The sequence below is a fragment of the uncultured Novosphingobium sp. genome (assembly GCF_964277725.1).
In the GTDB taxonomy this organism is placed as follows: Bacteria; Pseudomonadota; Alphaproteobacteria; order Sphingomonadales; family Sphingomonadaceae; genus Novosphingobium; species Novosphingobium fluoreni.
In genome coordinates this window covers 18,348-29,733 of the sequence record NZ_CAXYKL010000214.1, presented here as the reverse complement: position 1 = coordinate 29,733, position 11,386 = coordinate 18,348, and the positions used below count along the sequence as shown (strand labels likewise).

Sequence of the window (11,386 nt, the reverse complement as noted above, 5' to 3'; positions counted from 1 at the left end):
GCGCCCTCGAAATCGAGCGTGGGAGCAGTGCCCCTGGTGCTGACGTATTCCATGGCGCCTGCGCCTAGCCGCACCAGCGGCATGGCGCAATGGCGGTGGCGACCGACCTTGGAGATAGCTCCAAACCTGCGCCTATCTACGCAGTCCGTGCTTTGGAAGGCTCCATCGTCGAGCATTCGCCGCGTCGCGAGCACCGGTCGCAGCGTGGGCTTTCGGCCTATAGATCAACATCTTGGGCATTGATTGCGGTGAGTGCCTGCCGCCCCCGGGCGCCCTTTCACTAGGCTGATCTACGGATACAGCGCCAGGAACCGAGATCCTACCCCCCGAAGCGGGAAGAACGCCGCGTTGGGGGATTTCACATGTTTGGGTTTTCAAAACCGCCGCTTGGGCGGACGATGGCGCTCGTCCTTTTTGCGAGCCTGAACGTCGTCGGCGATCCGGCAATTGCAACCGCAAGAAAAATGGATAGCGCGTTGGCTCTCGCAGACGCCTCCATCGCAAGCTGGTCATTGCCGACAGCCGCAGGGACGATCAGCCCTTTCACCGCGGATACGCCGACTTCTCTCTCCCACTCGCCCGCACTCACAAGCGATGGTTCGATCGAGGAGAGATATACCAATGAGTTTCATCCCACAGCATCAGCGACGACACAGGACACATCAACCACCGTATCGAACGCGCCCAAGCTGGCGATCGATGACCCAGGGCGGCGCGGCCTCTATCGCGAGCCCCGCCTTTATCGCGCGGAGACGCCTGGCGACATCATGCCGCTGGAGATCGCGTTCCACACGCTCAATGTGATGGATGCCGCATCGACTATCGCCTGCCTGCGGCGTGACGATTGCCACGAGCGTAATCCCATCTACGGCCGCAATCCCAAGCCGGTGATGATCATAGGGGCCAGGCCATCACCAGCGGCGTGCATTATTGGGTGATGCGCACTCTACTGCCTGACCATCCCGGCCTCGCCCGCGCGTTCGGCTGGGTTACCGTCACCATCCAGGGTAGCGTCGTCGGCCTCAACCTGTCGCAGATGTTCTGATCAGCGCGAAGGCGCGATCAACCGCCGCCGCAGCGCCACGCCGTAAATGACGATCGCCGTCGCCGCGAAAAGGAACCACTGCACCGCGTAGGCTAGGTGGTTGTTCGGTATTTCCGACGGGTCGGGCATGGCATTCGCATCCAAGCCCCCCAGCGGTGGATCGGCCACCAGACGTGGCCCCGGAGCGATAACCCCGTGAACCGGCCCGCCCTGCCAAGCACCATGGACGTTGGGATCCCTTGCCCAACCCGCCACGACATCCGCTTGCGATCCATCCGGCAACGCACAACGCACATATTGCGCCAAGCCCGCCTCGCCCCGCGCGCTACGCCCCGCGACACCGCGCTGGCTCACCACGCGCAAGCAGAGCAATTGCGATCGCCGATACAGGTCCAGCGAAGCCACGGACGATCCCTTCGGCCAAGGCACCGGCTGCGCCTGACCGTGTGCCGCCCCATAGCGCGCCAGCAAGGCTTCCTTCTGCCGCAACCGATCCAGTTGCCAGAAGCCAAGCCAGATCATCACCGCCGCTGCGGCAAGGACCAAGATAGTGGGGATGATGGGGATGCGGCGCATATGTCAGCTCGCATAAAGCAAAAGGGGCAGCCGAACGATTCTCCGGCTGCCCCTTTTGGTGAGGATAATCGAGGTCGGCGATCAGTGCGTCGGGTAGCCCCAACCGCCCCACACGTAGACCGCCACGAACAGGAACAGCCAGACCACGTCGACGAAGTGCCAGTACCACGCCGCCGCTTCGAAACCGAAGTGCTGGCGCGGCGTAAAGTCACCGCGATAGGAGCGAACCAGGCAGACGATCAGCATGATCGTGCCCATCAGCACGTGAAAGCCATGGAAGCCGGTGGCCATGTAGAAGGCCGAGCCATAGGTGTTTGCACCGAAGGGGAACGGCGCATGCACGTATTCGTACGCCTGGATGCAGGTGAACAGCACGCCTAGCAGGATCGTGGCCCACAGGCCCTTCTTCAGGCCCTCACGATCGCCATGGATCAGCGCATGGTGCGCCCAGGTGACGGTGGTGCCCGAGCACAGCAGGATCAGCGTGTTCAGCAGCGGCAGATCGAACGGGTCCATCACCGCCTCGATCGCCTTGGGCGGCCACTGACCGGCAACTGATTCCGCCAAGGTCGACGGGAACAGCGAGAAATCAAAGAACGCCCAGAACCAGCCCACGAAGAACATCACCTCGGAGGCTATGAACAGGATCATGCCATAACGCTGGTGCAGCTGCACAACCGGGGTGTGATCGCCCGCATGCGCTTCCTTCACGATCTTGGAAAACCACGCGAACATGCCAGCCAGCAAAATCGCCACGCCCAGCCAGGGCACGAAGTGACCACCAGGCATCTTGTGCATGAACAGCACCATGCCGGTCGTGAACATCAGCGCGCCGAGCGTCGTCGCCAAGGGCACAATGTCCGGCGGAAGAATGTGATAATCGTGTGTCTTGCTACCGGCCATGATGCCTACGTCCCTGTTGATGGCAGTCCACGGCGCACCCGCCGCGAGAGGTTTGCCCAGCCCTTATCTACCTGAAGCGGTACGGTCCAGTGCCTTTGCTCCGCTGTTGATGGCAGGGTGGAAGGTGTAGCTCAACGTGATCTGCTCCACGTCCTTGGCGTCAGGATCGTTCAGGATCGCGGGATCAACGTAGTAGAGCACCGGCATCCGCACTTCCTCGCCAGGCTTCAAGGTCTGCTCGGTAAAGCAGAAGCACTGGATTTTATTGAAATATTTGCCGACCTGCTCCGGCTCCACATTGAAACTGGCAGTGCCGGTGATCGCATGGTCCGAAGTGTTCTTTGCCCAGAACAGCGCCATATCGCGCACGCCGATGGTGATATCGTCAGTGCGCTGCAAGGGCTTGAACTGCCACGGCATACCCCGTTCCACATTGGCGTCGAACCGGATGGACATGGTGTTCGCCACCGCCTTGATCTGCGCAGCCTCGTCCTCGGTAACGCGTTGGGTGGTGCCGTCGAACCCGGTCGCCTGGCAGAACAGCCGATACAGCGGCACCGAGGCAAATCCCAGGCCAAGCATCGCGGCGGCAACCGCGAGCGCCATCAAGGCGATCCGACGATTGCGGCCGAGGCCGTCCAAGGTCTTGGCATTCATCGAATCAGCCCATCTTCGCGAGCGAGATCAGGAAGACCAGGATCACGAAGGCCGCCAGAAGGAGGCCAAGGACGTTGTTGCGGTTGCGCCGGATGCGCTTGGGATCAGTTTCGCGACTCATGGCAGTCCCTTACATCGGCAGAAAGCGATCCGCCACCAAAGCGCCAAACAACACAAAGAGATAAAGCACAGAATAGCCGAACAGCTGCTTTTCGGGCTTCATCGTATCGTCCGGCCCGGTCCGCTGACGCAGGCCAACTCGGACTGAGAGCGCCAGGAACAGCAGCGACAGCACGATCGCGCTAATGCCATAGATCGCCCCTGCCCCACCGATCCACCACGGCAGCACGCTGAGCGGCAGCAGCAGGACCGCATAGATCAGGATCTGCGTGCGAGTTGCCTTTTCGCCGGCCACCACCGGCAGCATCGGAATGCCGACCTTAGCGTAATCCGACTTCACGAACAGCGCGAGCGCCCAGAAATGCGGGGGCGTCCAAAAGAAAATGATCGCGAACAGCAGCACCGGCATCAAGCTGATGTGCCCTGTGGCAGCGACCCATCCGATCAGCGGCGGGAAAGCCCCGGCGCCGCCGCCGATTACAATATTTTGCGGCGTGCGAGGCTTGAGCCAGATGGTATAGACGACCGCGTAGTAGACGATAGAGACGGCCAGGATCGCAGCGGCAAGCCAGCCTATCGCCAGGCCCATCAGCAGAACAGATCCGGCGGAGATGGCAACGCCGAAGTCACGCGCATCAGTTCGGTGCATCCGGCCTTGCGGCAGCGGACGTGCGGCGGTGCGCTTCATCCCGGCGTCGATATCGGCTTCCCACCATTGGTTCAGCGCGGCAGCGCCACCCGCGCCCACCGCGATGCACAGGATCGCGGTGAAGGCAAGGACCGGGTGGATCCGCTCGGGCGCGGCAAGCAGGCCACACAAGCCGGTGAAGATCACCAAGCTCATCACGCGCGGCTTGGTAAGCGCGAAAAAATCACGCCAATCAGCCGGGGGAAGACCGCCGCTCGCCGTAAGCCGGGGGTCTGTAGACTCTCCTCCGGTTTGCGGAAGAGATCGAGGGAGGGCCTGTTTGGTCATCAGCAGAACTTCAAACGAGTAGGGAGGGCGACATGCCCTCTCCTAGCCCCTCCCAAGCCAGTCTCGAAGTCGAGTGGCGGGGAGGGAGATTGGCGGAGCCCGGCCCCGTCGGGGCGGGCGCCCTCCATCAATGGTGGCCCGCGTCTTCGATGACAGGCAGCGTCTCAAACTGGTGGAACGGCGGCGGGCTGGACAGCGTCCACTCCAGCGTCGTGGCACCTTCACCCCAGTAGTTACCTTCGGCGCGCTTACCGGCAGTGAAGGCATACAGGATGTTGATGAACCAGATCACGATGCTGACCGCCATGATCATGTAGCCCACCGTCGCGACCTGGTTCCAGTGCGTATAGGCTTCCGCATAGTCGGGGTAACGACGCGGCATGCCCTGCAGACCCAGGAAGTGCATCGGGAAGAAAATCAGGTTCACGCCGATGAAGAAGATCCAGAAGTGGACGTGCGCCAGGAATTCCGAGTGCATCCGGCCGCTCATCTTCGGGAACCAATAGTAGAACCCGGCGAAGAGCGCGGTGACGGCACCCAGCGACAGCACGTAGTGGAAGTGCGCCACGACATAGTAGGTATCGTGCAGCACGTCATCCACGCCGCCGTTGGCCAGGACCACGCCGGTGACACCGCCCACGGTGAACAGGAAGATGAAGCCCAGCGACCAGACCATCGGCGACTTGAATTCAAGGCTGCCGCCCCACATCGTCGCGATCCACGAGAAGATCTTCACGCCGGTCGGCACGGCAATCACCATCGTCGCGGCGGTGAAGTACATCTTCGTGTTTACGCTAAGGCCGGTGGTGTACATGTGGTGGGCCCACACGATGAAGCCAACCACGCCGATCGCCACCATGGCGTAAGCCATGCCGAGGTAACCGAAGACCGGCTTTTTCGAGAAGGTGGAGATGATCTGCGAGACCATGCCGAATGCTGGCAGGATCATGATGTAGACTTCAGGGTGACCGAAGAACCAGAACAAGTGCTGGTAAAGGACCGGATCGCCACCGCCCGCGGGATCGAAGAACGTGGTGCCGAAATTGCGATCGGTGATCAGCATGGTGATCGCAGCAGCCAGGACCGGCAGAGCCAGCAACAGCAGGAACGCGGTGACCAACACCGACCATACAAACAGCGGCATCTTGTGGATCGTCATGCCTGGAGCGCGCATGTTAAAGATCGTGGTGATCAGGTTGATGGCACCCATGATCGAACCGGCACCGGCAAGGTGCAGCGCGAAGATACCGAAATCGACGGCAGGGCCGGTCGAGCCGTAAGTCGAAAGCGGGGCATAGACCGTCCAGCCCGTACCCGCGCCGTTACCCAGACCACCGGGCACGAACGCCGACATCATCAGCGAGCAGAAGCCGGCAAAGGTCAGCCAGAACGAGATATTGTTCATTCGCGGGAACGCCATGTCGGGCGCGCCGATCATGAGCGGGATGAACCAGTTGCCGAAGCCACCGATCGTGGCCGGCATGACCACGAAGAACACCATGATCAGGCCGTGGGCGGTGATCAGCACGTTCCACATGTGAAGCGTGGCGTTGAAATCGCTGGCATCGTCACCGAAGAAAGAGGCGACCGCACCCAGATACTGGATGCCGGGATGCATCAGTTCGGCACGCATGATACCCGAAACCGCGCCACCGATGACCCCCGCGAAGATCGCGAAGATAAGGTACATCGTGCCGATGTCCTTATGGTTGGTCGACATGAACCACCGGGCGAAGAAGCCCGGCTTATGGTCATGATCGGCGTGACCGTGATGGTCATCGACGTGACCCTGGAAGTGATCTGCGGTGGTGGCCATTTCTTCGGACCTTCGTACTGAATTTCGTTACGCGGCGGGCGACGAGGTCGTCTCGACGGCCGGAACCGCCTCGCTCGCATTGTCGGCAGGGTCAGCCGTCTCGTCAGCGCCTGCGGCCGGAGCCTGGGCGGTGGCGTCGATCAGCTTCTTCTGGCCATCGATCAGGCCGCCGGGATGACCCAGCACCCAGGCGTTATACTGCGCGCGAGGCAGAGCCTCCACGGCGATCGGCATGTAGCCATGCTTCACACCGCACAGTTCCGAACACTGACCGTAATAGACGCCTGGCTTCTCGATGAAGAGCACCTTCTCGTTGATACGGCCCGGAACAGCGTCCAGCTTGAACCAGAGCGAAGGCACGGCAAACGAGTGGATCACGTCGGCCGCAGTGATTTGCAGGCGGATCGGCTCACCGGCGGGAACGACCAGGCGATTGTCCACTTCCATGTGGCTCGGGCCGTCCCACGGCTTGGAGCCCACTTCGCGCACGCCGGCGTTGATCACCGGCTGGCCCGGCAGGTTCAGCATGTACGAGTTGACTTCGAAGTCACCATTGTCCGGATAACCGTAAGACCAGAACCACTGGTTGCCGGTGATCTTGATCGTCAGCGCCGACTTGGGTGCCGGCTTGTACTGCTTGGCGATCAGGTCGATCGAGGGGACCGCGATGCAGACCAGGATCAGCACCGGAACCAGCGTCCATGCCACTTCCAGGAGGGTGTTGTGGCTGGTGCGCGAGGCGACAGGGTTGGCCCGGCGGTTGTAGCGAACGGCAACCCAGACGAGCAAAGCCAGCACGAATACCGTGATCGCCGCGATCAGCGGGATCAGCACGATGTCGTGAATCCAGCGGCCGTACTCACCGAACGGCGAGAACTGCTTCTGCAGGCCGATACCGCCATCCACAGGCATGCCGATGCCGGGGGTCGGCTTCATCGGGGTGTAACCCGGTGCGGCGGCGGCGTCTGCCGTGGGCCCGCTTGTGTTCAACGGATTACCAGCAGCCTCGACGGCGCCCGCACCCTTGTCCGCCGCGACGGGGGCTTGCGCACCCGGAGCACCGGCAGCTGGCGTCGAATAGGCTGGCACCGGCGAAGCGGCCGCTGCGAACGCCACCTGCGGCAGCGCTACGAGCGCCGCCGAAAGACCAAACGCCTTAAGTGCGCGACTTGCCGCACGAAGGTTGAGACCGGACTTCATTCGTCGTGCTTCCCCGATTCCCTGTGTCGGCGGCGCGGATCACAGCGGACCTGCGCACACCAGATGCGGGGATAAATCGCCCCTTGAGCCGCGCCTATACGCGCGCTTGCCGCGCGTCTCAAGCGCCTCTAGGGGAATTTTTGACACCCGGGGAACCGCCGGAATGCCTTGGCCACGCCCGGCTCTATGACAAGGATCACATTGACGATGCAGGATGACGCCGTTCTTGCCGAGTTCCGCGCGAGCAAGGCTCTGCTGGAAGGCCACTTCCTTCTCTCCTCCGGCCGGCACAGCGCGCATTACCTACAGTGCGCGCGCGTCCTGATGAATCCCGAGCGGGCGGCCCGCCTCGCCACGGCGTTGGCGGCCAAGCTGCCGCACGACCTGCGACGCCAGATCAACAAGGTGGTGGCGCCCGCGATGGGCGGCGTGATCATTGGTCATGAGATGGGCCGCGCCTTACAAGTCGACGCTATGTTCGTGGAGCGACCCGAAGGCACGTTCGAGCTGCGGCGCGGCTTCAGCCTGGAGCCGGGCGACAAGGTGCTGATGGTCGAAGACGTGGTGACCACCGGCAAGTCCTCTCGCGAGGCGATCGTCGCGATCGAGGCGGCCGGCGGCGAGGTGATCGCTGCGGCGGCGCTGGTGGATCGATCGGCCGGAACGGCTGAGTTCGGCGTCCCTTTCACCGCTCTGGTCGCGCTGACGTTCCCGACATATGCTGCCGACGAGCTTCCGCCCGAATTGGCCGCACAGCCCGCGATCAAGCCGGGAAGCCGCGTTCAGCCCTGAGCGTCCATCTTAATTATAGAGCATGGAACCCGCGTGACAGCTCCAGCCAGCCCCTTGCGCCTCGGCGTCAATATCGATCACGTCGCCACCATCCGTAACGCGCGTGGTGGCGAGCATCCCGATCCGGTGCGTGCGGCGGAAATCGTGGCCCAGGCCGGCGGCAACGGCATCACCGTCCATTTGCGCGAGGATCGCCGCCACATCCGGGACGAGGATCTGGCACGGGTTCTGGCCGCCACCGGCCTGCCGCTCAATCTGGAAATGGCCGCGACGGACGAGATGGTGGACATCGCACTCCGTCATCGTCCCCACGCCGCCTGCATCGTGCCCGAACGGCGCGAGGAGCGCACGACCGAGGGCGGCCTCGATGCAGCCGGCCAGCATAACCGGCTCGCTCCGCTCGTCTCCCGCCTGGCGGACGCCGGCATCCGCGTCAGCCTGTTCATCGCGCCCGAACCGCGCCAGATCGAGGCGGCAATGGCGTTGCGCGCGCCAGTGGTGGAATTGCACACCGGCGAATATGCGCATGCCACGGGAGGCGATGTCGCCATCCAGCTAAAGCGCATCGCCGAAATGGCCGCGCTCGCCGCGAAGAACGGGATCGAGCCGCACGCCGGGCATGGCCTGACGTATGACAACGTCCAGCCGATCGCCGCCATTCCCCAACTCGCGGAGCTGAACATCGGGCACTACCTGATCGGCGAGGCGATCTTCTGCGGTTTGGAAGCCAGCGTGCGGAAGATGCGCGAGCTGATGGACGCGGTACGGTGATCATCGGCCTGGGCTCCGACTTGTGCAATATCGAGCGCATCCAGTCCTCGCTGGACCGGTTCGGCGATCGTTTTTTGGAGCGTGTCTTCACCGATGTGGAGCGGGCGAAAGCCGCGCGCCGGCCGCATACGATCGCGGGAACGCTGGCCAAGCGGTTCGCCGCGAAGGAGGCGTTCTCAAAGGCGGTGGGCACCGGCTTCAAGGCCGGAGTCTTCATGAAGGACATCGGCGTCGTCAATGCACCCTCGGGTGCGCCCACCCTCGCCCTGACCGGCGGTGCGGCCGATCGCCTGCGATCTCTTACCCCGCAAGGTCACGAGGTTGTGGTTCACCTGACGCTCACCGATGACCATCCATGGGCGCAGGCCTTCGTCATCCTCGAAGCGCGTCCCGTATAGGTCCCGTCCTGATGAGCAAGATCAACGCCGAGGCCGCCTTGCCGGAAGACCTTGCCCCCGTTCCCCCTCGAGACGCGCCCCCGACAGAAGCACCCGCGACCGAGCGGATCGACTGGAAGCGCGAATTGCGTGGGCTGGTGCTGATGCTGCTGGCTGTGCTGGGCTTTCACAGCTTCATCGCCAAACCGTTTTACATTCCCTCGATATCGATGATGCCCAACTTGCTGGTGGGCGATCGGCTGGTCGTATCTAAATACCCCTATGGATGGGATTGGTCATCCATCAGCTTTCACCTGCTGCCGCGCAGCGACTGGCGGATCTTGGGTCGCACGCCGGAGTATGGCGACATCGTGATCGTCGTGCCGCGCAATCGCAAGGAGGACCTGATCAAGCGCGTGGTCGCGCTGCCAGGAGACCGGATCGCCGTCGTCAACGGCCAGATCATCCTCAATGGCAAGCCGGTGCCGCAACGGGTTGAGCCGCCAGTGCAGTTGCCCGTCGAAGACAAACTGATGTGCGATTCCGGTGGATACCAGCGCGCTTGCCTCGAGGATTTCGACGAATATCGCACGCGTCTGCCCAGCGGTCGCGAGGTTTACGAGTTGCCCGCCTATCACGAAACATTGCCCAATGGTGCGAGTTACACGATCATCGATCACCTGAACCAGCGACTGGACCATTTCGCTGAGATCACGGTACCGGAGGGGCACGTTTTTCTAATGGGCGACAACCGCGATCATTCCGCCGACAGCCGCATGCCGCTTTGGGGCAATGGCCTGGGCGGACCCGTTCCGCTTTCCGACATCGGCGGCCGGGCCGAGTTCATCACCTTCTCGCTTGACGGCAGCCAAAGCTGGAACCCGCTCAGCTGGTTCTCCGCGCTGCGCGGCCATCGCGCCGGAACATCGCTGCGGCCACCACTGGAAGTTTCCCCCTCCAGCGCTGCGACCGCTTCGTGAGCGTCCAGGAAAAGCGCCCCGATACCGAAACGGTGATCGAAGAAGGCCTGGCCGGTCCCACCGACATTTCCGATCCGCGCGTGCGTTCCGAAGTCCGGCGGGCGATGGTGTGGATGGGCGTCGCGCTGCTGTTCGGATTGGCGATCTTCGTTTCGGGATCGCTGCTGGTGATCTTCGGCGGGATCGTCTTTGCGGCGCTGATCGATGGCGGCGCGCGATTGCTCGGTCGGGTCCTACCAATCGGTCGCGGCTTTCGTGTCGCGATCATCCTTGTGGCGGCGCTAGCATTCCTTTTGTGGATGATGCAATTCGCCGGCAGTCAGGTGGCGCAACAGGCGGCCCAACTTCCCGCGACGATCGAGGGGCAGTTCTACAAGGGCCTGGCTTGGCTGCGGGGCCACGGCATCAATGTCGATGGCGGCGATGTGCGCAAGCTGGCGCAACAGGCGATGGGCGGTATCGGACAGGTCACGCGTGCCGTTGGCGGGCTGATCGGTGGCCTGACCACGCTGTTCCTGATCGTGGTGCTGGGCATCTACTTCGCGATCGAGCCCGACATCTACCGCCGCGGCGTCGCCTGGATTCTCCCGGCGGATCGCCGCGACGAATTCGAGCGGACCGCGCAGGAGATGGGGCGTTCGTTGCGTCGTCTGCTGTTCGGTCGCCTGCTGGGCATGGGGGTGGAGGGCATCGCCACCTGGATCATGCTGGAACTGTACGGCGTGCCGATGGCGTTCCTGCTCGGCCTGATTACCGCGCTACTCGCCGCGCTGCCCAATATCGGGGCCCCGATTTCTGGCGCGTTGATGATCATGGTCGGTTTCTCCGGCGGGACCGACATGGGTATCTTCACCATCATCGTCTACGCCCTGGTGCAGACGATCGACGGCTACGTCATCGTGCCGATTATCGCGCGTAAGACAGTGGATCTGCCGCCCGCTCTGGTGCTGGCAGCACAGCTTGTCATGGGCGTTCTGTTCGGAATTCTGGGTCTGGCGCTAGCCGATCCGATGGTCGCAATGATCAAGGTGTGGCTCGAACGCACCGCGAAGCATAACCAGGAAGAGCAGGAGAACGGCACGGGGACGCCACAGCGCGCCACCGCCTGAGAGCGGTGCCGTCCCACCTCCCCGCCGATCGCCTGCCCGGATTACCGGCCCGTACTACCCGCAG

12 protein-coding genes are annotated in these 11,386 nt (G+C 62.9%); 6 read left to right on the top strand and 6 right to left on the bottom strand.

Annotated features, from left to right (window positions below):
• Positions 1-398 precede the first annotated feature (398 nt).
• Complete coding sequence (locus tag ACHWRX_RS12350; RefSeq protein ID WP_394659409.1) at positions 399-938, top strand: hypothetical protein; 540 nt, start codon at positions 399-401, stop codon at positions 936-938.
• A gap of 107 nt (positions 939-1,045) precedes the next feature.
• Here ACHWRX_RS12350 and ACHWRX_RS12345 read toward each other — a convergent pair whose 3' ends face one another.
• The 6 genes from ACHWRX_RS12345 to coxB all read right to left on the bottom strand — a co-directional run bounded on the left by ACHWRX_RS12345 (position 1,046) and on the right by coxB (position 7,293).
• On the bottom strand, positions 1,046-1,621 hold the full coding sequence (locus ACHWRX_RS12345) for an SURF1 family protein (protein WP_394659408.1): 576 nt from the start codon (positions 1,619-1,621) through the stop codon (positions 1,046-1,048).
• Positions 1,622-1,702: 81 nt separating this feature from the next.
• A complete protein-coding gene (locus ACHWRX_RS12340; protein ID WP_394659407.1) occupies positions 1,703-2,524 on the bottom strand; it encodes a cytochrome c oxidase subunit 3 in 822 nt (273 codons plus the stop codon).
• Positions 2,525-2,587: 63 nt separating this feature from the next.
• Positions 2,588-3,181: a cytochrome c oxidase assembly protein gene (locus ACHWRX_RS12335; RefSeq protein ID WP_183615426.1), complete on the bottom strand. Its 594-nt coding sequence runs from the start codon at positions 3,179-3,181 to the stop codon at positions 2,588-2,590.
• A gap of 130 nt (positions 3,182-3,311) precedes the next feature.
• Positions 3,312-4,277, bottom strand: coding sequence for a heme o synthase (locus tag ACHWRX_RS12330; protein WP_394659406.1), 966 nt, complete (start codon positions 4,275-4,277; stop codon positions 3,312-3,314).
• A gap of 127 nt (positions 4,278-4,404) precedes the next feature.
• On the bottom strand, positions 4,405-6,093 hold the full coding sequence (ctaD, locus tag ACHWRX_RS12325; RefSeq protein ID WP_183615428.1) for a cytochrome c oxidase subunit I: 1,689 nt from the start codon (positions 6,091-6,093) through the stop codon (positions 4,405-4,407).
• 27 nt (positions 6,094-6,120) lie between these two features.
• Entirely contained in the window at positions 6,121-7,293 is a 1,173-nt protein-coding gene (gene coxB, locus ACHWRX_RS12320) for a cytochrome c oxidase subunit II (RefSeq protein WP_394659405.1), read from the bottom strand.
• 207 nt (positions 7,294-7,500) lie between these two features.
• Here coxB and pyrE point away from each other — a divergent pair, with 207 nt between their 5' ends.
• Genes pyrE through ACHWRX_RS12295 form a run of 5 tightly spaced genes read left to right on the top strand, consistent with a single transcriptional unit; the run spans position 7,501 to position 11,322 of the window.
• Positions 7,501-8,085 (top strand): orotate phosphoribosyltransferase, encoded by a 585-nt coding sequence (pyrE, locus tag ACHWRX_RS12315; RefSeq protein ID WP_058736159.1) that lies wholly within the window; start codon positions 7,501-7,503, stop codon positions 8,083-8,085.
• Positions 8,086-8,118: 33 nt separating this feature from the next.
• A complete protein-coding gene (locus ACHWRX_RS12310) occupies positions 8,119-8,856 on the top strand; it encodes a pyridoxine 5'-phosphate synthase (RefSeq protein WP_183615429.1) in 738 nt (245 codons plus the stop codon).
• Positions 8,853-9,254 (top strand): holo-ACP synthase, encoded by a 402-nt coding sequence (acpS, locus tag ACHWRX_RS12305; RefSeq protein ID WP_183615430.1) that lies wholly within the window; start codon positions 8,853-8,855, stop codon positions 9,252-9,254. The genes ACHWRX_RS12310 and acpS overlap by 4 nt, the downstream gene beginning before the upstream one ends.
• A gap of 11 nt (positions 9,255-9,265) precedes the next feature.
• Complete coding sequence (gene lepB, locus ACHWRX_RS12300) at positions 9,266-10,213, top strand: signal peptidase I (RefSeq protein WP_183615431.1); 948 nt, start codon at positions 9,266-9,268, stop codon at positions 10,211-10,213.
• The gene (locus ACHWRX_RS12295) at positions 10,210-11,322 is read left to right on the top strand and encodes an AI-2E family transporter (protein WP_394659404.1); all 1,113 of its coding nucleotides are present in this window, start codon (positions 10,210-10,212) and stop codon (positions 11,320-11,322) included. Before lepB ends, ACHWRX_RS12295 begins: the two co-directional genes overlap by 4 nt.
• The last annotated feature ends 64 nt before the right edge of the window (positions 11,323-11,386 follow it).

What these genes read in the sequence shown, in the direction of transcription:
- ACHWRX_RS12340 (WP_394659407.1), bottom strand. Translation starts at nt 2,524, where the DNA reads ATGGCCGGTAGCAAGACACACGATTATCACATTCTTCCGCCGGACATT.
- lepB (WP_183615431.1), top strand. Translation starts at nt 9,266, where the DNA reads ATGAGCAAGATCAACGCCGAGGCCGCCTTGCCGGAAGACCTTGCCCCC.
- ACHWRX_RS12345 (WP_394659408.1), bottom strand. Translation starts at nt 1,621, where the DNA reads ATGCGCCGCATCCCCATCATCCCCACTATCTTGGTCCTTGCCGCAGCG.
- ctaD (WP_183615428.1), bottom strand. Translation starts at nt 6,093, where the DNA reads ATGGCCACCACCGCAGATCACTTCCAGGGTCACGTCGATGACCATCAC.
- pyrE (WP_058736159.1), top strand. Translation starts at nt 7,501, where the DNA reads ATGCAGGATGACGCCGTTCTTGCCGAGTTCCGCGCGAGCAAGGCTCTG.
- coxB (WP_394659405.1), bottom strand. Translation starts at nt 7,293, where the DNA reads ATGAAGTCCGGTCTCAACCTTCGTGCGGCAAGTCGCGCACTTAAGGCG.
- ACHWRX_RS12350 (WP_394659409.1), top strand. Translation starts at nt 399, where the DNA reads ATGGCGCTCGTCCTTTTTGCGAGCCTGAACGTCGTCGGCGATCCGGCA.
- ACHWRX_RS12330 (WP_394659406.1), bottom strand. Translation starts at nt 4,277, where the DNA reads ATGACCAAACAGGCCCTCCCTCGATCTCTTCCGCAAACCGGAGGAGAG.
- ACHWRX_RS12335 (WP_183615426.1), bottom strand. Translation starts at nt 3,181, where the DNA reads ATGAATGCCAAGACCTTGGACGGCCTCGGCCGCAATCGTCGGATCGCC.